This window comes from Promicromonospora alba (assembly GCF_042654905.1).
Taxonomy (GTDB): domain Bacteria; phylum Actinomycetota; class Actinomycetes; order Actinomycetales; family Cellulomonadaceae; genus Promicromonospora; species Promicromonospora alba.
Genome location: NZ_JBHSFI010000002.1, coordinates 375,405 through 397,877 on the forward strand (window position 1 = coordinate 375,405; position 22,473 = coordinate 397,877).

Annotated in this window: 18 protein-coding genes; 7 read left to right on the forward strand and 11 right to left on the reverse strand. The window is 71.0% G+C overall.

What is annotated here, in order from left to right; genetic code table 11:
* Positions 1-5: 5 nt before the first annotated feature.
* The 7 genes from ACFO6V_RS04830 to ACFO6V_RS04860 form a co-directional block, all read right to left on the reverse strand.
* Positions 6-707 (reverse strand): LuxR C-terminal-related transcriptional regulator, encoded by a 702-nt coding sequence (locus tag ACFO6V_RS04830; protein WP_377132798.1) that lies wholly within the window; start codon positions 705-707, stop codon positions 6-8.
* Positions 704-2,080, reverse strand: a complete 1,377-nt coding sequence (locus ACFO6V_RS04835; RefSeq protein ID WP_377132800.1) for a sensor histidine kinase — start codon at positions 2,078-2,080, stop codon at positions 704-706. Before ACFO6V_RS04835 ends, ACFO6V_RS04830 begins: the two co-directional genes overlap by 4 nt.
* A gap of 100 nt (positions 2,081-2,180) precedes the next feature.
* Positions 2,181-3,416, reverse strand: coding sequence for an FAD-dependent monooxygenase (locus tag ACFO6V_RS04840; RefSeq protein WP_377132802.1), 1,236 nt, complete (start codon positions 3,414-3,416; stop codon positions 2,181-2,183).
* Entirely contained in the window at positions 3,413-4,831 is a 1,419-nt protein-coding gene (locus ACFO6V_RS04845) for an MFS transporter (protein WP_377132804.1), read from the reverse strand. The genes ACFO6V_RS04840 and ACFO6V_RS04845 overlap by 4 nt, the downstream gene beginning before the upstream one ends.
* Before the next feature lie 162 nt (positions 4,832-4,993).
* Positions 4,994-7,246: an FtsX-like permease family protein gene (locus tag ACFO6V_RS04850; protein ID WP_377132806.1), complete on the reverse strand. Its 2,253-nt coding sequence runs from the start codon at positions 7,244-7,246 to the stop codon at positions 4,994-4,996.
* The gene (locus ACFO6V_RS04855; protein ID WP_377132808.1) at positions 7,246-8,040 is read right to left on the reverse strand and encodes an ABC transporter ATP-binding protein; all 795 of its coding nucleotides are present in this window, start codon (positions 8,038-8,040) and stop codon (positions 7,246-7,248) included. Before ACFO6V_RS04855 ends, ACFO6V_RS04850 begins: the two co-directional genes overlap by 1 nt.
* A 197-nt stretch (positions 8,041-8,237) precedes the next feature.
* Entirely contained in the window at positions 8,238-9,098 is an 861-nt protein-coding gene (locus ACFO6V_RS04860; RefSeq protein ID WP_377132810.1) for an enoyl-CoA hydratase/isomerase family protein, read from the reverse strand.
* Positions 9,099-9,153: 55 nt separating this feature from the next.
* Here ACFO6V_RS04860 and ACFO6V_RS04865 point away from each other — a divergent pair, with 55 nt between their 5' ends.
* Positions 9,154-9,531 (forward strand): winged helix-turn-helix transcriptional regulator, encoded by a 378-nt coding sequence (locus ACFO6V_RS04865; RefSeq protein ID WP_377132812.1) that lies wholly within the window; start codon positions 9,154-9,156, stop codon positions 9,529-9,531.
* 24 nt (positions 9,532-9,555) lie between these two features.
* On the opposite strand, the gene ACFO6V_RS04870 is transcribed toward ACFO6V_RS04865, so the two are convergent.
* Positions 9,556-10,017: an Lrp/AsnC family transcriptional regulator gene (locus ACFO6V_RS04870; protein WP_377132814.1), complete on the reverse strand. Its 462-nt coding sequence runs from the start codon at positions 10,015-10,017 to the stop codon at positions 9,556-9,558.
* A 126-nt stretch (positions 10,018-10,143) separates the two neighbouring features.
* On the opposite strand from ACFO6V_RS04870, the gene ACFO6V_RS04875 reads away from it, so the two are divergent.
* Positions 10,144-11,409: an amino acid permease gene (locus tag ACFO6V_RS04875; protein WP_377132816.1), complete on the forward strand. Its 1,266-nt coding sequence runs from the start codon at positions 10,144-10,146 to the stop codon at positions 11,407-11,409.
* Between the two features lie 202 nt (positions 11,410-11,611).
* Here the strand turns inward: ACFO6V_RS04875 and ACFO6V_RS04880 are convergent, their stop codons facing one another.
* The gene (locus ACFO6V_RS04880; RefSeq protein WP_377132818.1) at positions 11,612-12,637 is read right to left on the reverse strand and encodes a LacI family DNA-binding transcriptional regulator; all 1,026 of its coding nucleotides are present in this window, start codon (positions 12,635-12,637) and stop codon (positions 11,612-11,614) included.
* Positions 12,638-12,735: 98 nt separating this feature from the next.
* Between ACFO6V_RS04880 and ACFO6V_RS04885 the strand changes: the two genes are divergently transcribed.
* The 5 genes from ACFO6V_RS04885 to ACFO6V_RS04905 all read left to right on the forward strand — a co-directional run bounded on the left by ACFO6V_RS04885 (position 12,736) and on the right by ACFO6V_RS04905 (position 19,912).
* Positions 12,736-13,632, forward strand: a complete 897-nt coding sequence (locus ACFO6V_RS04885; RefSeq protein WP_377132820.1) for a carbohydrate ABC transporter permease — start codon at positions 12,736-12,738, stop codon at positions 13,630-13,632.
* A complete protein-coding gene (locus ACFO6V_RS04890) occupies positions 13,632-14,531 on the forward strand; it encodes a carbohydrate ABC transporter permease (protein ID WP_377132822.1) in 900 nt (299 codons plus the stop codon). Before ACFO6V_RS04885 ends, ACFO6V_RS04890 begins: the two co-directional genes overlap by 1 nt.
* A gap of 64 nt (positions 14,532-14,595) precedes the next feature.
* Positions 14,596-15,906: an ABC transporter substrate-binding protein gene (locus ACFO6V_RS04895; protein ID WP_377132824.1), complete on the forward strand. Its 1,311-nt coding sequence runs from the start codon at positions 14,596-14,598 to the stop codon at positions 15,904-15,906.
* A 152-nt stretch (positions 15,907-16,058) separates the two neighbouring features.
* A complete protein-coding gene (gene arfA, locus ACFO6V_RS04900; protein ID WP_377132826.1) occupies positions 16,059-17,570 on the forward strand; it encodes an arabinosylfuranosidase ArfA in 1,512 nt (503 codons plus the stop codon).
* Between the two features lie 107 nt (positions 17,571-17,677).
* Positions 17,678-19,912, forward strand: coding sequence for an alpha/beta hydrolase-fold protein (locus tag ACFO6V_RS04905; RefSeq protein WP_377132828.1), 2,235 nt, complete (start codon positions 17,678-17,680; stop codon positions 19,910-19,912).
* Between the two features lie 117 nt (positions 19,913-20,029).
* Here the strand turns inward: ACFO6V_RS04905 and ACFO6V_RS04910 are convergent, their stop codons facing one another.
* Both ACFO6V_RS04910 and ACFO6V_RS04915 read right to left on the reverse strand, forming a co-directional pair.
* A complete protein-coding gene (locus ACFO6V_RS04910) occupies positions 20,030-21,295 on the reverse strand; it encodes a glycoside hydrolase family 99 protein (protein WP_377132830.1) in 1,266 nt (421 codons plus the stop codon).
* A gap of 60 nt (positions 21,296-21,355) precedes the next feature.
* A complete protein-coding gene (locus ACFO6V_RS04915; RefSeq protein ID WP_377132832.1) occupies positions 21,356-22,441 on the reverse strand; it encodes an aldose 1-epimerase family protein in 1,086 nt (361 codons plus the stop codon).
* Between the last annotated feature and the right edge of the window lie 32 nt (positions 22,442-22,473).

A 22,473-nucleotide genomic window follows, 5' to 3' on the forward strand; every position in this document is an offset into this window, starting at 1 on the left:
CGGCCTCAGCCGGCGTCCCCGGCACCCAGGTAACGCAGCACGGCGAGCACCCGGCGGTTGTCCGCCGCGTCGTACGGCAGGTCGAGCTTCTGGAAGATCGCCGCGACGTTCTTCTCCACGGCGCCCTGGGAGAGGAACAGCTGCTCCGCGATGCCGCCGTTCGACCGGCCCTGCGCGATCAGGTCGAGCACCTCCCGCTCCCTGTCGGTCAGCCGCACCCGCCCGACGTCCCGGTCGGAGGCGCCCATGAGCTGGGAGACCACCTCCGGGTCCAGCACCGTCTCGCCCCGGGCCACGCGCGCGAGCGCCTGGGTGAACTCCCCCGTGTCGACGACGCGGTCCTTGAGCAGATACCCCACGCCACGTGCGTCACCCTTGAGCAGCTCCCCGGCGTACCTCGTCTCCACGTACTGCGAGAAGAGGAGCACGGGCAGCCCGGGGAACTGGGCCCGCAACGCGACCACGGTGCGCAGGCCCTCGTCGGTGAACGTGGGCGGCATGCGGATGTCCGCGACCACGACGTCGGGCAGGGACGACTCGCTCGCGAGGTGCAGGACCTCGCGCTCCAGGCTCTCGCCGTCCGGCACGGCCGTCACCTCGTGCCCCCGCCGCGTCAGCAGGGCGACGAGCCCGTCGCGCAGGATCCCGGAGTCCTCGGCGAGCACCACCCGCAGTCCGGCCGACGGCGTCGCGTCCGCCCCGGTCATGCGCGGCCACCGGCGCCCGTGCGGCGCGCACCTGCCGCGGCGGCGCGCACGGCCGGGAGCGTCATGGTCACGACGGTCGGCCCGCCGGCGGGGCTGGACAGGTCGAACGTGCCGTCGACCGACCCGACGCGCTCGGCGAGCCCCGCAAGGCCCGACCGCAGCCCGGACCCGTCGGGGGCGACGACGGTCGCTCCCCCGCCGCCGTCGTCCCGCACCTGGATGTGCAGGATGCCGCTCCCGCCGTCGGCGGCGACCTCGACCCGCACGTGGACCCGCGACGCGTGCGCATGCTTGGCCGCGTTGGTGACCAGCTCGGCGATCGAGAAGTAGACGATCGACTCGACCGCCGGCGCCAGGCGGCCGCCTGCCTCGACCCTGGGGTCGATGTCCGCCGTGACCGGCAGCGGCGCGCGTGCGGCGAGCGTCTCGAGGGCGACCGCCAGGCCGCTGTCCAGGGCCGGCGGGTGGATGCCCCGGGCCAGCTCGCGGAGCTCGGCCAGGGCGTCCTTGGTCGACGCGTGCGCCACCTCCAGGAGCTCACCCACGGCGTCCGTCTCGCCGGACACAAGCTGTTCGCGTGCCTCGCCGAGCTGCATGCCGACGGCGACCAGGCGCGCCTGGGTACCGTCGTGCAGGTCGCGCTCGATGCGGCGCAGCCGGGCGTCGGCGTCCTCCACCGTGCCCGCGCGGGAGCGCTCCAGCTCGGCGACCCGCAGGCTGGCCGCCGTCGGTCCGAGCAGCACCCTGGTCAGCAGCTTCAGCAGCGCGACGAAACCCGACTGGGCCAGCGGCCACAGGACCAGCAGCGCCAGGCCGCCCAGAGCGACGACGGCAAGGCCGGCCGGGTTGTGCCACGAGCTGTCCATGGCCAGCTCGGGCGGCAGCGACCAGAACCAGGACCAGTAGGTCACGCCGCCGAGCCCGAGCACGAGGCATGCGGTGCTCACGATGAACCCGGCGAGCGTCACCGGCAGGGCCGCGAGCATGAACAGCAGTGCTCGCCAGCCCGCCGGGTCGCCGAGCGCTCCGCCGAGCCGCGGCCAGAAGCCCTGACGCGGCCGGCGGGGCACGGGCGGCGCGACGTGCGTGTCGAGCAGGTGGCCCGCCAGGCGGCGGTAGGTGGCACCCCACCACCGCCCGCCCACCACGAGCCCGCCCGCGACGAACAGCCCGACGACCGTCACGGCGGCCCCGGCCGTGACCGCCACGGTGACCAGCACGTAGGCGAGCGCGAACGGTCCCAGGAGCAGCATGAACCACAGGTAGCCGTACGACCGCCAGGTGACGGAGGACAACGGCGCGCCGAGCAGGTGCGTCCAGCCGGGTCCCCGCCCGGAGCGCCCCGCTCGTGGGTCGAGGGTCATGGTCTTCATACTGCCAGCCTGCCGCGCGGCCGCCCTGCCGGGACAGGGTGCGTTCCCCCGGGAGGGGTAGGGATTTCCTCCGGGATTTCTTCCGGGGTCCGGACCGGGCTCATGCCGTCGGCGCGGGGTCCGGGAGCACGAGGGCCGAGTGGGCGGGCTGCGGCGTCGTCGCCGGCATGACGGCCAGCTCGCGGAGCATGGCGTTGCGCCGTTCCAGCGCACCGGCGGTCGTCGGGAAGAGCCGGGCGCCACCCTTGTCGACCAGGGCCTGGTTCATCGTGACGAACGCGCGGGTGTCGCGCTCGTAGGCGGCGAAGGCCTCGACGTGGCCCCCGTGCGTGGCCAGCGACCTGGCAAGCATGTAGGCACCCACCAGCGCCAGGCTGGATCCCTGCCCGGTCAGGAACGACGGCGCGTAGGCGGCGTCGCCGACGAACGCCACCCGGCCGCTCGACCAGCTCGGCATGCGGATCTGGCCCGCCGTGTCGAAGAACAGGTCGTCCGCCTGGTGCATGGCCTTGATGATGCCCGGGACCTCCCAGCCCGCACCGGCGAAGGTGTCGGCGACCAGGTCCCGCTGGGCGCCCGGGTCCCGCAGGTCCTCCCGCACGACATGGAGCGGCCGTTCCGGCTGGTGGAAGTTCAGGAAGGCGTGCAGGTCGTCGCCGGCGCCCCCGGTGGCGTAGAGGGCGGCGGCCCGGCCCGGGGTGTTCCACATCATCAGCTCGCGCGACAGCCCGAGCGTGTTGGGCATGGTGAACACGGCAAAGGCGTAGCCCAGGTACCGGTGGAACTGTTCCTCGGGCCCGAACAGGACCTTCCGCGTGCCCGAGTGCATGCCGTCGGCGCCGACCACCACGTCGAACGTGCGCTGCCTGCCGCTGCGGAAGGTGACGTCGACCCCGTGCCCGTGCTGGTCGAGGGTGTCGACGGAGTCGTCGAACACGAGCTCCACGTCGTCCCGGACGGTCTCGTACAGCGCCGCGGTCAGGTCCCCGCGCGCCACCTCGAGGTCCTGCCCCTCGACGCTCCCGGCGACCGCAGAGGGGCGGAGGACGGCCACCTCGGCTCCGTCGGCGTCGAGGAAGGTGAACCGTCCGGTGTCGATGTGCGCCGCCTGCAGCCGCGGCAGGATCCCCATCCGCCGGACCACCTCGATCGCAGTGCCGCGGACGTCGATCGGGTAGCCGCCCCCACGAGGTGCGTGCGCCTTCTCGACCACCGTGACGTCGAACCCGTACCGGTGCAGCCAGTACGCCAGCGTGGGGCCGGCGAGGCTGGCGCCGGCGATCAGGACGTTGCGCCGGAATGCGCGGGAGCGGGAGGTGCCGGACCGAGATGTCATGACTGGACTTCCTTCTTCAGATGGCGGACGACGAGCAGGGACAGCACGGCCACGAGTGCGGCGACGAGGAATCCGGTGACGAAGGCCGACTCGGCAGGCACCCCGGACGCCGGGTCGTTGCCCGCGTCGAGGACCGAGCCGGCGAGCTGTCCGCCCGCGACGGCCCCGATCAGGCGGATCACGACGAGGAGGCTTGTGGCGATGCCGGTGTCCTTGGCGGCCACGGCGGTGGCGGTGCTGGCGAGCAGCGCGGTGGTGATCAGGCCGCCGACGAAGGCGGCGAGCGCCCGGGCGACGACGAGCTGCCACACCGTGTCGTGCAGCGCGGCGACGGCGACGAGGATGCCCGCGGTTGCCACGGCGCCGGTGGTGGCCACGGCCCGGGCGCCGTAGCGCTGCACGGCGAGCCCGCCGACCGAGCCTGCCAGCACGCCGGCGATGGAGGCCGGCATCATGAACAGCCCGATGTCGGTGGTGTCGAGCCCCAGTCCGTAGCCGTCGCCCGACACCTCGAACAGCTTGGGGACGTAGGTCTGCAGCATCGCGGAGATGGCGGCGATGGCGATGGTGAGCACGGCCGCGCTCCACAGGGCGGGCGCCGTCAGCATGCGCAGCTCGACCATCGGCGAGACGGCGCGGCGTTCGACGGCCACCCAGGCCGCGGCGAGCGCGGCGACGACGAGCACGATGCCGCCCACCGCGAGCGGCGGGATGCCGCCGCCGGTGACCGCGAGGAGCCCCAGCATGAGCGCGACCAGGGTGGCGCTCAGCAGTGCCACACCCGCCCAGTCGATGGTGGTGCCCTGTTCGCCCGGCGGATCGTTCGGCATGAGCCGGAGCACGACGGCAGTCGCCGCCACGATCACGATCGTCGGTGCCGCAAAGATCCAGTGCCAGGACAGGCCCTCGGCCAGCGGCCCGGCGACGAGCGTCCCGACGATGCCCCCTGCGGTGAACAGCGCGCTGACCACCCCGACGGCCACCTGCGTCTGCCCCTCCGGGAAGTTCTTGCGCACCAGGATGAACGAGAGCGGCAGTGCGCCCACCATCGCGCCCTGCAGCGTCTGACCGACCAGCAGCACCGGCAGGTTCGGCGCGAGGCTCGATACCACGCCGCCTGCCGAGACCAGCGCCATCAGCACGAGCAGCACCCGCTTCCCGCCGTAGCGGTCACCGAGCTTGCCCGCGATGGGCGCGACGATCGCTCCGGTGATCAGCAGCGTGCTGGCGATCAGCGCGGCCGCGGCCGAGTCGACACCCAGCTCGCGCTCCAGCAGCGGACGGGCCGGGTCCACCACGGTCTGCAGGGTGCCGAGTGCGAGGGCGAGGATGCCCAGGGCGCCGATCGCCGGCCTGCCGATACGGGCCGGGGCCGGGTGTCCGGCCGGGGCTGGTGGCTCGAGGACGATGGTCATCTCAGTCCCTTCCTGGGGTGGTCGGCTGCGCGAGCACGGATGTGATCCGTCTGTTTTCCATACCTCGAACGTAGGTTTCGGGGCATGTGCCCTGGAATGGTGGGATCCGCCGTGGGCGCGGAGGATTTCCTCCGCGCCCACGGCGGGCGGACGTCCCGGCCGCTACTCGACCGAGACGGCCGCCTCGGCCGGTCGTCCGCGCGTGGCCCGCCACGCGGGGAGCAGCGTCGCGCCGAGGGTCAGCAGGACGACCAGCGCGATGATCGCCACGTACACCAGCGGGGGCCCCGCGGGTATCACGAAGCCGAGCCGTTTGAGGCTCACCGGGACCAGGATGCCCAGCGCCGCGATGGTGCCCAGCGCGAGGCCGGTGACGGCCACGATCGCCGCCTCGATCCCCACCATCTGCAGCACCTGACGGCGGGTCGAGCCCACGAGCCGCTGGAGCCCGAACTCTCGCTGCCGCGCCGACGTGCTGGACACGAGGGTGTTGATCATGGTGATCGCCGAGTACCCGACGAGCATGAGGACCATGATGTAGATCGCGTAGGACGCCGTCTTCTTCTGGTCCTCGTACTCGTCGAACAGGATCCCCCGGTCGGCGACGGTCAGCCCGTCCCGGGCCGCGGTCAGCCGGGTCAGCTCCGCCACCAGCTGCTCCGGATCGGTGCCGTCCTGCGCACTGACCAGGATGCGGGTCGGGAACCCGGCGGTGGTGTGAGCGGCCAGCGTGTCGGCCGGGAGCAACAGCGTGTCGTAGTCCTCCGCGGCGGTGAACAGCGCGGCCACCCGCACGTCGAGGAAGGTGTTGTCCCCCATCCGGAGCGTGATCGGGTCGCCCACGCCGACGCCGAGGGTGCCGGCATGCCCTTCCTCGACCGCGACCGTCGCGCCGTGCAGGTCGGCGAGCGCACCGGCGGTGACGTCGACCGGCGTGCTCGCGGCGGCGCTCTCCGCGCTGACTCCCTGGAGGGTCCAGCCCTCACCCATCGGTGACACGTCGTGCGGGCTCTCGACGAAACCGACGCTGCTGACGTACTCGGACGCTCCGGCGACGCCGGGCAGCTGGTTGATCTCCTCGACCAGCCGCGGGTCGACCCGGTCCTCGGCCGTCACCACCGCGTCGGCGACGATGCTGCCGGCGAACGCCTCCTGGTCGGCGGCGTCGTTCGTCGTCTGCAGGTACAGCATCCCGGTCGATATCCCGGTCAGCAGGATGACGGGGCCGATGACGGCGGCCAGCCGACTGGTCCGGCCGCGTGCGTTGAGCACCGCGAGGTCGCCCGTGAGCCCGCCGAGGGCGCGCACCGGCCCCTGGACGACGAAGATCATGACCTTCGCCAGGACGGGCGCCAGCAACGCGAGCCCGATGGTGAACACGATCACCGCGGGGGCGGCCGTCGCCGGGGCGAGCGGCCCGCTCAGCACCGCGACGGTGACGATGGTCAGCGCGATCCCGACCCCCACGAAGAGCAGACCCGCCAGGACTCGCCATCCGCCGATCACCCGGTCGTCGAGCGCGGCCTCGGCGAGCGCCTGGCTCGGCCTGGTCCGTGCCGCCCGCCTCCCCGCGCCCAGTGCGCCCCCGAGAGCCGCGAGGATCGCGACCGCCATCGCCGCCACCGACGGTATCCAGCCCTGGTGGAAGGCCACACCCGCCGTGGCGATGCCCTGTTCGGCCAGGAAGTCGAACACGAGCTCGCCCAGGAACTGGCCCGGGAAGTAGGCCGCGGCGGTGGCGACCAGCGAGAGCACGAGCGTCTCGCGGAGGACGAGCCGTCGCACCTGACGAGGCGTCGCCCCGATGGCACGCAGCAGCGCCAGCTCCTTCTGCCGCTGAGCGATCGACAGCCCGAGCATCGACGCCACCCCGAAGATCGACACCAGGAGCGCGAAGGCACTGAACACACCGGCGAGAGAGACCACGTTCACGCTCGTGGCCGTGGCGTCACGCAGCTCGGCGCGGCCTCGTTCGTCGCCGACGAGGGTCAACGTCTCGCCGTCCAGCTCCGCGTCGATCCGCTCACGCAGCTCGTCGACGTCGGCATCCGGCTCGGCGACCACGCCGATGGCGTCGACGGTCCCCGCAGGCGGGCTGCCCTCGAAGACGTAGGTCCTGGTCTCGCGCACGCCGGGTAGCGCCGAGATGGCGCTCTCGAGCCCGGCGTCGACGCGGACGCGCTCGGGCAGGATCGCCGGCTCGTCCTCGTCGCCGCCGGGTGCGTGGTGCGCCTGGTCGCCGGCGACGACCACGTCGGCAGCACTCAGCTGCCGCGGAGGGGCCGCCGCGCGGAGGCCCGTCTCGATCAGCCCGCCGCAGGCCATCAGGACGATCGCGGCGAAGAACATGGCGAGGAACGCCGCCACGAACGTACCCGTGCGGAACCGCAGGGTGCGGAGCGCGAGCTGGAGCATCAGTGCTGCCCTCCCGCGGCCGTCGTCAGCGCTTCGTCCGTGTAGGCGCCCAGGTGGGTCATCCGCTCGGCCACGGCGTCCGCCGTCGGCGAGCGCAGCTCACCCACCACGCGCCCGTCGGCGAGGAACAGCACACGGTCGGCGTAGGACGCCGCGACCGGGTCGTGCGTCACCATCACGATCGTCTGACCGGTCTCCTGCACCGAACGGCGCAGCAGACCGAGCACGTCCCGCGCGGTCCTGGTGTCCAGCGCACCGGTCGGCTCGTCGGCGAAGATGACGGCAGGCTCGGTGATCAGGGCCCGTGCGATGGCGACCCGCTGCTGCTGCCCGCCGGACAGCTCCGCCGGGCGGTGCTTGCGCCGTTCGCGCAGACCCACCTGCTCGAGCACGTTCGCCACCCGGCCCTTGGCCGGGCTCCGGCCCGCGAGCCGGAGCGGCAGCGTCACGTTCTGCTCCACCGTCAGGACCGGGAGAAGGTTGAACGCCTGGAAGATGAAGCCGACCCGGTCGCGCCGCAGCTCGGTCAGCTCGGTCTCGCTCATCGTGCTGAGCTCGCTGTCCTCCAGGACGACCGAACCCGACGTCGGCTGGTCGAGCCCCGCGGCGCACTGCAGCAGCGTGCTCTTGCCGGAACCGGACGGACCCATGATCGCGGTGAACGTGCCGCGCCCGAACTGTGTCGTCACGTCGTCGAGCGCGACGACCTCGTTCCCCCGCCTGCCGTAGACCTTGCGGACAGCTGTCAGCCGGACCGCGTCGGTGGCTGTACCTGTACCTGTACCTGTGAACATTCCTCGCACCATTTCCCCGTGCCGCGCCGGGTTGCGCGGGCACGAGACGACGCTACGAAGACGCTCAGGTCGCCCACCATGGTGCCAACCGGTCAGCTGCGGTAAGGAAAACTGCATCCTCGGCCGCGTGGCAGCGATCCGGTGGCTCACGACCGTGGCGCCCTGAGGGCGGCCACGGTCGTGACCCGAACGCCCGGTCAGATCGAGTTCACGATCCGCTCGTGCTCCAGCTCTCCCTCGCGGGTCTGGATCCCCGCAGCCAGCAGCTCGTGCGCACGCCGGGTGACGTCGGGCCCCATCGTCGCCATCAGCCCGTCGTTCTCCACCGCGTACGCCGCGCGCGGGACCGCAGGTGCCATCGCGTTCACCGCGGCCTTGATCGCGGACACGACCTCCGGCCGGAGGCGCGCGATCCGCCCCGCGAGCTCGCTCACGAAACCGTCCAGCTCCGCGGCGGGCAGAGCCCGGTTCACCAGCCCGTACCGCTCGGCCAGCTCGGCGTCCACGAGCTCGCCGCCCAGGATGAGCTCAAGAGCACGGGCCCGGCCCGCCAGGCGGGTCATGTGCACGGTCCCGCCGCCGCCGGGAAGGATGCCCATCAGGGCCTCCGTCTGCGACTGACCCGACAGGCCGATCGCCGCGAACCTCATGTCGAGGTACATGAGGAACTCGTTGCCGGCACCGCGCGCGAAGCCGGACAGCTTGCCGATGGTGACCTGCGGTAGGTCGTGCACCTCCTCGCTCAGGGCCTGCAGGATGTTCATGCCGTCCGGCACAGGTGTGTCCTCGGCGGCGGCGATCGCGGCTCGGGTCGCCGCCGACAGGGCGTCCGGGTCCGTGAGGTAGCCCATGTCCCCGTGCGCGCTGAAGAACTCCGGGTCGGCGCTCTCGAACACGATCACGCGGATGCTCTCGTCCCGCCGCACCCGGTTGACGAACCCGCGCAGCGAGGGCAGCAGGACGCCGTCCATCAGGTTGAGGGGAGGGTGGTCGAGGATCACGGTCGCGACGCCGTCCGACGATGTGATGCGGAGGCCTGGCAGGTTGTCGTAGCTCATGGGTCGTGACCCTAGGAAGCGACCGGGTTACCGACCGGGAACCTAGGATCGTGCTATGTCCGAGCTGGCTGTCGACATGTTCGACGAGATCTGCCCGTCGCCGATGCAGCCCCTACGGATGAGGGACAAGTGGGCGCCGATGGTCCTGCGCTGCCTGGAGGACGGACCGCGCAGGTTCTCGGAGCTGCGCGTCCCGCTGCACCGCACGAGTGCCAAGGAGCTCACCCGGTCGCTCCGCAACCTGCAGCATGACGGCTTCGTGTGCCGGACGTCGGTGGGGCGCACCGTGACCTACGAGCTCACCGATCTCGGGCGCAGCCTGCTCGATCTGCTCGACACGGTCTACGCATGGAGCGAGGAGCACGGGGCGGATCTCCTCGACGCCTACGACCCGGATGACGCCGAGGGCGGTCGAGGAGGCCTCGCCCCGTGAGCGGCCTGCGAGGTTCCGGACGGACTAGTCCTCGGGCAGCCGCTGGTGCACCCGCTTCTGCGCGCTCTGGAAGACGATCTGGCTCCGGAACGTGACGACCTCCCGTGGCTGGCTGAGGCGGTCGATGAGGAACGCGTGCAGGTGGTCGAGGTCCCGGGCGGTCACATGGGCGAGCAGGTCCTCGTCTCCGGCGAGGACATAGACGGCGATGACCTCGGGCAGCTTGATCAGTGCGGCCTTGAACGAGTCGATGACGTCGCGGTTGAGCGGGCGCAGCCGGATGGAGACGAACGCCTCGACCCTGCGGTTGAGCGCCGCCGGGTCGATCTCGGCGTGATACCCGCGGATGACGCCGCGGGCGCGCAGGAGCCGCACCCGTTCCAGGCAGGTGGAGGGTGCGATGCCGAGGTGACGGGCCAGGTCCCGGTTGGTCTGCCGCGCATCGCGCTGGAGTTCCTGCACGATCGCCGAATCAAGTTCGTCCATGGTCGGGAGCCTATCGACCCTGCCGAATGAAGTTCGGCCCCGTCCCCAGGCGTACGTTCCTGTGCCTATCCTCACGCCGACATCTTGGTCATCTGACCGAGGATGGCCATCGGCAGAGGACGGTACATGGAAGAGAACGCTCGCCCGGGCACGCACCCCGCCCGAGGGCTCGGCGCCGTGACGGGGGCGGTCATGCTGCTCGGCGCGGTCCTCGGGCCGGGGGCGCTGGCGCTGCCCACGCTGGCCGCCGATGCCGCAGGGCCCGCGTCCTTGCTGGCGTGGGCGCTGCTGCTCCTCGCCAGTGTCCCCGTCGCGGCGACCTTCGCGGCGCTCGGCGGCACCCATCCCGACGGCGGAGGCGTCGCGCACTTCGCGGCGATCGCCTTCGACGGACGGATCGCCGCGGCGGTCAGCTGGTGGTTCCTGACGGCGGTGCCGCTCGGCGTCACGGCGGCCGCGCTGATGGGCGGGCACTACATCGCGGCCGCCCTGGGTGCGGGTCCAGGGTTCGCCATGGGGGTGGGCTTCGGCCTGCTCGTGGCGTCGTTCGCCCTGAACGCGGCAGGCCTCCACGCGACCGGACGGATCCAGGTCCTGACCGCCACCGTGATGGTGACCCTCCTGGTCGTGACCGTCACGGTCTCGTTCGGCGGCGTGCGCTCCGAGGCGTTCACACCGTTCGCGCCCCACGGATGGGGCAGCGTGGGCACCGCCGCCACCGTGCTGTTCTTCGCGTTCGCCGGCTGGGAGGCCGCCACCCACCTCTCGGCGGACTTCGCGGACCCCGTCCGTGGTCTGCGACGTGCGACGACGCTCACTCTCGCCCTCGTGATCGCGCTCTACCTGGGGCTGGCGGTCGTCACGCTCGGCGTCCTGGGCCCGTCCGCCGGAAGTGACCCGGCGCCGCTGCTCACCCTCCTCCGGCGGGCGTTCGGCCCCACCGGGACCGCGCTGGCCACCGCTGCCGCCCTGCTGCTGACCTTCGGGGCCAGCAACGCCTACCTGGCGAGCGGCGCCCGGCTGGGCGCGGCACTCGGACGGGACGGGGCCCTGCCCCGCCGGCTCGTCGGCCGGACGACGCCGGGCCGGGAGCCGCGCCGCAGCCTGGCGTTCCTCGGCGCCTGCTGCCTGGTCGTCGCCGTCCCGGTCCTCGGCGGTGTCGTCACGCTCGACGGACTGGTCCGCGCCACGTCAGCGCTGCTCGCGGCGGTGACCCTCACCGGCACCCTGGCCGGTATCAGGCTGCTGCGCGGACGGCAGCGCGGCAACGCCGTCGTGGCGTCGGCGTTCCTCGCAGTGGTGCTGGTGTTCTGCGGGGCGCTGCTCGTGATCCCTGCGGTCATCGGCGCCGCCGCGGTGCTTGCGGCTGGGAGCGCCCGGGTCGGGTCGTAGGCGACGGCTCGCGGGAGTCGGCCACTTTACCGGTAAACAACAAGTTCCGACGATGCGCATGCACCTCGCGCCGTCGACCGATCTCACCCGCACCAATCCGGGCGACAAGCGTTGACACCTTCCGAGATGCCCTCTACTTTATCGATAAACGTCACGCCAGTGACGGGCTACTCGAGGAAGAGAAGCTGTGACCGATCCGCGTCTACCTGGATACGTGAGCGAGCGTCGACTCGCGGACCACGATCCGAGCCGACATCACCGACTCCACCACGTCCTCCACCTCCCCCGCGTCCGGCGTAGCGGCCTCGACACGGCGCAGGAGCAGCTCCATCACGCGCTCGGCCATCGAGTCGTTGCCGGGATCCATGGTCGTCAGCCGAGGGACGAGGTACTCGCCCTCCGCGTCGTTGTCGAAGCCGACGACCTGGACGTCGTCCGGGACGCGCAGCCCGATGTCGGCCAGCGCGCGCAGGACCCCCATCGCGGCGGCGTCGGTCAGGGCGAAGGCGCCGTCGAACGAGACGCCGTCGCGATGCAGGCGCATGACTGCCTCGTAGCCGTCCTTCGTGGTGAACGACGCGCCATCGACGACGAGCCGTTCGTCGACCGGCACGCCGGCCTTGACGTGCGCGCTGCGGTAGCCACGGCTGCGCAGGGTCGGCATGCTGTCGACGCCCGTCTCCGGCCGACCGCCGATCAGGGCGATGCGCCGCGCACCGCGCTCGAGCATGTACGAGGTGGCAAGCTCGGCGCCGCCCACGTTGTCCATCATCACGTGGTCGAACTCGCCGCCGATCCGCCGCTCGCCGAGCAGGACCACGGGGACCTCGATGCCGGCGCGGCGCACGTCCGCCGTGTCGATCTGGACCGGGCTGAACACGATGCCGCTGTAGGGCCGCACACGCTCCGCGGAGAGGGCCGCGAGCTCTCCCTCCCTGCTCGCGCCGGTGCGCTCGATGATGACGTGGTAGCCCCTCGACTGCGCGAGGGTGTCCAGGCGCGCCGCGAGGTGGGGGTAGTAGGGCCCGTCGAGGTGCGGAACCAGCAGGCCGATCGCACCGCTGCGGCCGGCCCGGAGCTGGCGCGCCGTCGCGTTCACCCGGTAGCCCAGCCGGGCCACCGCCTCGAGCACGCGGGCACGGGTGTCCTCGCTCGCTCCCGGGCGGCCGTTGATGACGTTCGAGACCGTCATCTTCGAGACACCGGCTTCGAGTGCCACATCGCTCATCTTCACCACGTTGCCCATCATGACACCCCGCGATGCACGGCCTGGTCCCGTCGCGCAGGTATCACCCAAGGCTCTGATCAAGGAGGATCCAGAACGCCGTGAAGCAGCTCCTGTACTCCAAGAAACTCGCGCCCTACCTGTTCATCCTGCCGTTCCTCGTGACCCTCGCCGTCTTCTGGGTCATTCCACTGGGCCGGTCGTTCGTGATGAGCACCCAGGAGGTGCTCTACGGGCAGGCCACGTTCATCGGGCTCGACAACTACGACCGGCTCTGGCGGGACCGCATCTTCTGGCAGGCGCTGTTCAACAGCCTGCGCTACATGGTGCTGACCCTGGTGCTCCTCATCCCGATCCCGCTGGCCCTGGCCGCACTGATCAACTCGAACATCGGCAGCGCGCGCATCAAGGCGTTCTTCAAGGCCTCGATGTTCGTGCCCGCGCTGACCTCCGTCGTGGTGGCCGGCATCGTCTTCCGGCTCATCTTCGCGGAGTCGGACGCCGCGATCATGAACCAGGTCGCCGACTTCTTCGGGTTCGGCCCGGTCCGCTGGCTGCGCGGCGACGTCACCGGCCTGGTGGCCCTTCTGGCCATCGCGCTGTGGCGGTGGACCGGCGTCAACATGATGTATTTCCTCGCCGGCATGCAGGCGATCCCGGCCGAGTACTACGAGGCGGCCTCGATCGACGGCGCGAGCAAGCTCCGCCAGTTCATCCACATCACGATCCCGAACATCCGGCCGACCATCGTCTACGTCGTCACGATCAGCGTCTACGGCGGCCTCTCGATGTTCCTCGAGAGCTTCATGCTCTACGCCGGCAACAACTCCCCCAACAACCAGGGCCTCACGGTCGTGGGCTACCTCTACCGCAAGGGCATCGAGGAGAACGACCTCGGCTTCGCCTCCGCCGTCGGCGTGGTGCTGCTCGTCGTGATCATGGCGATCAACATCTCCTACCTCGTCGCCAGCGGCACCTTCAAGAAGGAGGCCGTCTGATGGCCGTGCAGCCGACCACCCTCAGCCCGACGACGGACACGCGTCGGCGGACCCCCGCCCGCCGGTCCTCCGCGCCGTCCACTGCGGCCTGGATCCAGAGCGCCTTCCTCATCGTGATGGCGCTCATCTCCCTGGTGCCGCTCCTGGCGATCTTCGTGGGCACGTTCCAGGACGGCAACGAGGTGATCCGGCGCGGCATGACGTTCGACGTCGACCTCGGCTCGCTCAGCCTGGACAACTACGTCCTGCTGTTCACGGACTCCGGGCCGTACTTCCGCTGGTTCGCCAACACCCTGCTCCTGACGGTCGGGCAGGTGGCGGGCACGCTCCTGGTGAGCTCGTTCGTGGCCTACGGCTTCGCGATGTATGAGTTCCGGACCAAGACCCTGTGGTTCATCATGGTCCTGCTCGTCATGACCGTGCCGTTCGAGATGCTCATGCTCCCCCTGTACGTCCAGGTCAACGACATGGGCCTGGCCGACACGTACACGGTGATCGCGCTCCCCTTCCTGGCCGCGGCGGTGACCATCTTCTTCTTCCGCCAGTACTTCCTGGGGATACCGAAGGAGATCATCGAGGCCGGCCGGATGGACGGCGTCAGCGAGTTCGGCATCTTCTTCCGCCTGGTGCTGCCCATCACCAAGCCGGCGATGGCCGCCATGGCGATCCTCAACGGGATGCTCTGCTGGAACAACTTCCTCTGGCCGCTGCTGGTGCTGCGCAGCCCCGAGAAGTTCACGCTCCCGATCGGCCTCAACACGCTGCTGACGCCGTACGGCAACAACTACGAGCTGCTCATCATCGGGGCCTTCTTCTCGCTGATCCCGATCCTCATTCTTTTCCTCGCATTCCAGCGGTTCTTCATCGAAGGAATCACCGCGGGAGCGGTCAAAGGCTGACCCTCCCTCGACCGAACGACCGACAGAACAAATGAACGGAGCAATCATGACAAGGCTCAGGACGATGGCGTCCACACTGGTCGCCGCACTGGCGGTGACGGCGCTCACCGCATGCGGTGGCGGCCAGCCGGAAGCACCCGTGAAGAACGCCGACGGTTCGACCACGCTGAACATGTGGACGTTCGCCGACGTGCACGCGACGTACTACGAGGAGATGGCCGAGAAGTGGAACGAGGCCAACCCCGACAAGGAGATCCAGCTCGAGGTCACCGTCTACCCCTACGACGACATGCACAACAAGCTGCAGCTCGCCGTGAACTCCGGTGAGGGCCTGCCGGACGTCGTCGACATCGAGGTCAACAAGTTCGCCAACTTCGTCAAGGGCGAGAACCCCCCGCTGCTCGACCTGACCGAGGCCGCGGCCCCGTACAAGGACGACGTCGTCCAGGCGCGCCTCGACCTGTACAGCAAGGACGGCACGATCTACGGGTTCCCGACCCACGTGGGCGCGTTCACCACGTTCTACAACACGGAGGCGCTCGAGGGCGCCGGCATCGACTACACGACCATCAAGACCTGGGACGACTTCAAGGAGGCCGGGGTCAAGTACAACGAGGAGACCGGCAAGGCGTTCGGCGTCGCCAGCACCAGCGTCATGTTCCTGGAGCCGCTCATCACGGCGCAGCTCGGCGGGCAGTTCTTCGACGATGCCGGCAACGTGCAGGTCAACAGCCCCGAGGTCGTCGAGACCCTCTCGATGATGAAGGACATGCAGGACGCCGGCGCGATCTCCACGATCCCCGGCGGGAGCCCCGACTCCGAGGAGGCGTACGGCGCCATCAACGACGGCGACTACGCCGCGATCGTCTACCCGGCCTGGTACACGTCCCGGTTCGTCGACTACATGCCCGACCTCGCCGGCAAGGTGGCCATCGCTCCGGCACCGGTCACGGACGACGCCGTCGTGCAGACCATCGGTGGTGGCGGCACCGGGGCGGCGGTCCCCGCCGTCTCGCCGAACAAGGACCTGGCCGCCGAGTGGCTGGCGTTCGCCAAGCTCTCCCCCGAGGCGAACGTCGCCGTCTGGGAGGTGCTCGGCTTCGACCCCGTGAACATGGCGGTCTGGGAGGACGAGGAAGTCACCAAGAACCCGGAGAACAAGTTCAACAAGTACTTCCAGACCAACCTGTTCGACGTGCTCAACGAGGTCAAGGACGGCATCGGGCACTTCCAGTCGTTCAGCGACCCGAACTGGCCCACGGTCGACGACACGTTCCGCACGGTCACCCTCAACGAGATCTACGAGAACGGCACGTCGGCCCAGGAGGCCCTGGACCAGACGCAGGCCGACCTGCAGAACCAGCTGGGGCAGTAAGGCCCTGACCCACTGAGCCTGACCCACTGAACGCACAGGCGGGGCGGTCGCGGCATCCACTGCCACGGCGGCCGCCCCGCCTGCGTGCGCCGTGCCCGCACGGCTACCCCACGAACCGACCGCCGCACGAACCATCGAGGAGTACATCGCTCATGCTGTCCGCTTCCGTCACCATCGACCCGGCGTTCGTCGTCGGACCGGTGCGCCCCCGTACGTTCGGCTCGTTCGTCGAGCACCTGGGCCGCAGCGTGTACACGGGTCTGCACGACCCCGACCACCCGACCGCCGACGCCGACGGCTTCCGGGGCGACGTCGTCGAGCTCACGCGCGAGCTCGGCGTCTCGACGGTGCGCTACCCCGGCGGCAACTTCGTCTCGGGATACCGCTGGGAGGACGGCATCGGCCCGGTCGAGCAGCGCCCCCGCCGGCTGGACCTCGCGTGGCACTCGACCGACCCGAACCTCGTGGGCGTGGACGAGTTCATGCGCTGGTGCGCCCGGACCGGCGTCGAGCCCATGATGGCCGTCAACCTCGGCACGCGCGGCGTGCAGGAGGCCCTCGACCTGCTCGAGTACTGCAACGTGCCCGGCGGCACGAGATGGAGCGACCTTCGCCGGGCGAACGGCGCGGAGGAGCCGTACCGCATCAAGATGTGGTGCCTGGGCAACGAGATGGACGGCCCGTGGCAGATCGGCCACAAGACCGCGCACGAGTACGGGCGGCTCGCGGCCGAGACCGCTCGCGCCATGCGGATGATCGACCCGGACATCGAGCTCGTCGCGTGCGGCTCGTCGGGGTCCCAGATGCCCACGTTCGGGGAGTGGGAGCACACGGTCCTGACCGAGGCGTACGAGCACGTGGACCACATCTCGGCGCACGCCTACTACTGGGAGGAGGAGGGCGACCTCGCGTCGTTCCTCGCCTCCGCGGTGAACATGGACCACTTCGTCGACTCGGTGGCCGCCACGGCGGACGCCGTACGCGCGGCGGGGAAGCACACCAAGCGGATCCACGTCTCGTTCGACGAGTGGAACGTCTGGTACCAGAAGCGCGCCGAGTCGCGGCCGCCGTCGGGCGACGACTGGCCCGTGGCCCCGGTGCTGCTGGAGGACCGCTACAACGTGGCCGACGCCGTCGTGGTCGGCAACCTGCTCATCTCGCTGCTGCGCCACACCGACCGCGTGCACGCGGCCTCGCTCGCGCAGCTCGTCAACGTCATCGCACCGATCATGACCGAGCCGGGCGGGCGGTCCTGGCGGCAGACGACGTTCCACCCCTTCGCGCTCACCGCCGGGCACGCCGCCGGCGAGGTGCTGCGCCTCTCGGTGGACGCGCCCGTGCAGGAGACGGCCAAGTTCGGCCCGGTCCCGGTGATCGACGCCGTCGCCACGCACGACCCCGAGACGGGTGGCGTCGTGGTGTTCGCGGTGAACCGGTCGCTCACCGACGACGTGGCGCTCGGGGTGGACCTGCGCGGCTTCCCGGGGCTCCGGGTGGCGGACGCGGTCACCCTCTCCAACCCCGACCACACCTGGTCGGCCACGGCCGAGGACGCGACCTCGGTGCTGCCGCGCTCCAACACGTCCGCGAAGGTCGCCGACGACCACGCCCACGTGGACCTGCCGCCCGTGTCGTGGTCGATGCTCCGCCTGGAACGCGTCTGACCCCACCTACGTGACAGCGGTACCCGCACGGGTGCCGGTCATGCGCGAGGCACGGCGTGGAGCCGTTCCTCGTGTGCCGATATCGATTTCGAACGAGAGGCAAGTCAATGACGATGGAATCTCAGCCAAGACCCGCCCACCCGGCCCGACGAGGACGACAGACGCTCGCGGCCGCCGCCGCGACCGCGGTGGTGGCGGGGGCGCTGCTCGCCGCGCCGTCCGCCGCCGCACAGGCGGTGAGCGCCGACCCGTGGGTGAGCGAGGTGCCGAACAACCCGATCTCGGACGTCTACCGCTTCACGGTCCCCCGCGCGGCGGTGACCGAGGCGACCGGCATCGGGGAAGGCCCCGTCGCGGTGCAGGGGAACTTCGGCCCGGGCAAGGCGTGGACCGACCTCAACATGGGAGCCAGCGGGTCGAACCTGACCGCCACGCTCGGCCCCCTCGAGCCCGGCCTGTACTACTACCAGTACGCCGCGCGCCCCGCCGCGGACCAGGACGCGGTCGCCTTCCGCAACCCCGACGCGCCCCAGGAGGTGACGTCGAAGCCCACCTACAGCACCATGTTCGTCCCCGGACCGGGCGCGGAGTGGCTCGACGACGTGGACGGCGGCGGCGAGCTCGAGACGCTCGAGTACGGGCGGACGCGCGACAAGGAGGCGCTCGTCTGGACGCCCCCGGGCTACGACGCGGACCGCAGGAAGGAGTACCCCGTGCTGTACCTGCTGCAGGACGAGGGGCAGAGCTACCGCGAGTGGGTGGAGCTGGGCCGGCTCGGCCAGATCATGGACAACCTCACGCTCGACGGCGACGCCGAGCCGATGGTGGTCGTCATGGGCGACGCCGGCACACCGGGCCCCGCCGGCGTGACGAAGGAGCTGCTGCCCGCCGTCGAGCGTGCGTTCAACGTCTCCGACAAGGGGTCGGACCGAGCGATCGCCGGAATCGGCCGCGGTGGGGAGGCGGCCCTGAGCGCCGTGGTGGACAAGCCGCGAGAGTTCGCCAACGTTGGCTCGTTCTCGGCCGGCTACGACAAGGCGATCTCGCGGGGCAAAGCCAAGCAGATCAACCACTCGACCGACGTCGTCCGCGTGTACGCGGGCAACGTCACCGACCCCGCGTACAACGACACGGTCGCACTGGCCGACAGACTCACGAGGGCCGGCGTGGAGTTCCAGTCGGACGGTTCGGACCCTGAGACCGGCGGCACGTGGGACACGTGGCAGAAGAACCTGCACGACTTCGCCGGGCGTCTCTTCCAGGAGGTCGACGACGAGGGCCCGAGCGAGGGCCACCTGCCATTCGTGAAGCACGAGCTGCCGGCGCCGGGCACGACGCCGACGCCGTGGGTCGACGAGAACGGCGTCGTCACCTTCGAGCTCGGCACCGAGTTCGCCGACGCGAACAACATCACCGTCTGGGGCAACTTCGGCCCGGCCGGAAGCTGGCCGCGCACCCACATGGTCCAGCAGGACGACGGTTCGTGGCGGCTCTCGCTGGCCGTCGAGGGCGGCTCCTACTACTACAAGTTCGTGGTCGACGGCGTGGACCACAAGGACGCCGGGAACCCCACGAAGGTGTCCTCGGAGCCGACGTGGAGCACCTTCACCGCCGAGGGCGACACGATCCGCGCTCAGTACACCGCCCAGGTGCCGGCCGAGGCACGCGGCGAGGTCAGCGTCATGAGCTACCCGAGCACCGCGGGCGGCGGCACGCAGCGCTCGGCGTACGTGTGGACGCCCCCGGGCTACGACGCGGACCGCGCCGAGGAGTACCCGGTCTTCTACCTGCAGCACGGTGGCGGGCAGACGTGGACCGACTGGGTAGAGGTGGGCTACGTCCAGCGCATCCTGGACAACCACTACCTGCGGGGCAACATCGTGCCGATGGTGGTCGTCATGGCCAACGGCAACGGCGTCGACTTCCCCACGGAGGTCACGACGCGCATCGTGCCGGCCGCCGAGGAGCAGTTCAACATCAGCTCCGAGGGCGACCAGCGCGCTCTTGCGGGCCTCTCGATGGGCTCGGGCCACACGCTCAGCACGCTCTGGGCGCACCCGGGCGAGTTCGGCTACATCGGTGCCATGTCGGCGTTCGGTGCGCCGCCGGCCACCGCCGACGTCGAGGCCATCAACGAGGGCACCAAGCTGCTCCGCGTGTACTCCGGTGACGTGCAGGACTTCACCTACGGCGCGACGCTGCAGCTGATCGCCGCCATGGAGAGCCGCGGGGTGAACCACGAGTTCGCGCCCATCGTCCCGGGGCCGCACAGCTGGGACGTCTGGCAGAAGTCGCTCATCGACTTCCTCCCCCGGCTGTTCACGGAGGGTGAGGACGCGTAGCGACGCGAGCACACGAACACGGCGCGGTCGGCGGGTTCATCCCGCCGGCCGCGCCGTCGCTCATGGCGAGTACTCACGGACCGGGACAGGCTGGTGGCCCGGTCGGGTTGAGCCTGGTCAGGGCTGAGGGCGCGTAGGCCGTGACGCGGTGACGGGAAGCTCGCCGCGCAGCATCCGGCCCCCGTCGTTCGTCAGCCGCAGGTAGTAGTCCGACGAGCACGCCGTGCCGTCCTCGTCGAGCGCCCAGATGCCCGAGCCCGCCGGCACGTCACCGGCCGTCGCCGCGGTCTTGGCGATCTGGTTGCCCTCGTTGTACTCGTCGAACATCGAGATGTAGGCGCTCGCCACCCCGGCGCGGGCGTGGTTGTAGAACTGGCGCCACATGAAGTCGCCGTGCGCCCGCTGCCGCTCCTGCAGGTCGCCCGGCAGCACGCAGGGCTGGTAGTCGATCCCGAGGCGGGTGCACTCGGCCAGGTCCGGCACGGTGGCGCGGCCGTAGAAGTCGTCGGCACCGGCGACGTTGCCGATCCTGCCCACGAGCCACGGCGAGATCATGTCGAAGGAGCGGTACACGCCCGCGAACCCGTCCCGGGAGTCGTCGCCCTCGGTACGCCACCAGGTGGGCACGCCGCCCATGACGTAGCAGCCCTGGCCCTTGAACCAGTCGACGACCTCCTGGCACTCCTGCGGCGAGAACGGCCGCTGCGGGTCGTCGAAGCCGAAGCCCCAGATGCCGACCACGGGCTTGCCGTTCTGCCGGGCGTACGCCGACGAGCCGGTGTGGGCCGACATCTTGGTCGCCCAGTCCTGCGTGATCTGCGAGCGCATCTCGTGCCAGTCGCTCACGTCGTACATGACGTAGTACTTCACGCCGGTCCGCTCGGCGGCCGAGCGGACGCGGCCCGCCACCGCGTCGCGCGTCGGGCCCTCGGCGCCGAACGGGTTGAACCGCTGCAGCGCGGCCGTGTGGATCCCGTTCTCGGCCATCCAGCGCAGGTGCACGTCGACGGTCTGCTGGTCGTACGAGGAGAACAGGCGCGCGGCGCGCCCGTCGTTCAGGGCGGGAAACCCGGTCTGGTACGTGGCCGCGTACTCGCGCACGTCGGGCCACGACTTGATCGCGGAGTTGGAGATCGAGGGCGCCTGGTCGGCCTGCCGGGCCCAGTGCCACCACAGGTTGATGGGGGCGCCGTCGCCCCGGCAGGCGAACCAGCCCTGGTAGCCGGCGGTGATCTTGCCGACGACGTCGCAGGGCGGGCTCGCGGCGGCGGCCCCCGCGGTGCCGGGCGCGGCCGAGGCGAGCGCCGATGCCGCGCCGGGTGCGGCGGCCGTGGCCGCGACCGCCGCGGAGAGACTGAGGAAGGAACGTCGGGAGATGGTCATGAGGTCATCCGTTCGTCGAGAGGACGGGCGCGACGTCGTCGTCGTGCCCGGGTACGGCGATCACGCGTGGTGCGGCGGAACGATGCTGGACCTCCCTCCGGCGGGGTGCGGGGTCGCGGGCGGGCCGGGGAGCCGGTCGACGTCGAACCGCAGCCCGTACGAGACGGACTCCCCCGGCGCCAGGACCGGCAGGGTGCCCGCCTCCCGCGCGGTCGCCCGCCCCTGGATCGCGGGCGCGTTCGCGGGTTCGAGCCCCAGGACGTTCTGGCCGGGGGCAAACATCTTCCACTGGTAGAGCACGGGCAGCGTCGCGGTGGGGAACGTGACGGTCAGCCGCAGGCCGAGCTCGGGGTTGGTCACGGTGGCACGCCCTGTCCCGGGTGCGAGGTCGTGCCGGTGCACGCGCTGGCGGTAGCCGGCCTCGGGTGCGGTGACCCGGCGCCAGTCGTCCCCGACCGCGTCGGGGCCGTCCGGCTCGACCCGCGACGACGAGACGTCGACCTCGGCGGCCTCGGACACGAGCGGCCACCCCAGGTTGGCGTGGTAGAGCAGCAGGTGCGGCTCGGGGCGCCAGCCCTCGTTGGTCACCGTGTCCTCGACCGTGACCGACGTCGACCCCAGGCCCGCCCGGATCCGGCGGCGGAGCACCAGGTGCTCCTCGTGCAGGGTCGCCTGGCGCACCACGCCCTCCACGACCAGCTCGTCGCCGACGACGGCCGCCCGCTCGACGCTCGCGGGCACCGCGGTGAGGCGGCCGTGCTGCGGGAACCGCCGTCCGCCGTCGACGACCGGCGAGCCCACGTGGTCGAGGCCGCACGTGACGAGCAGGCCGCCGCCGAACGACGTGCCGAAGTCGTCGGGCCGGTACAGGCCCGGCGCGGTGAAGCCGCCGGGCGCCACCCAGGCGAGCGGCACCCCGTGCACCGTGAGCCGGCCCAGGTCGAGGGCCCGGTCGGGCAGCACGTCGAGCTCGAGCCCGCCGCCCGTCACGAGCCGCAGCCGGCGGGCGCCCCGGGCCGGGCCGTCCGACTCGACGAGCTGCTCGACGCGCGCCACCTGCGCCAGCGAACCCACCCGGCGAGCCACTTCGGCACGGCTCGCCCCCCGGACGGTCACTGGCTCGGGATGCCCCCCAGCTGCCGACATGTGCTCGGTTCCTCTCTCGTTCGGGACGAGGC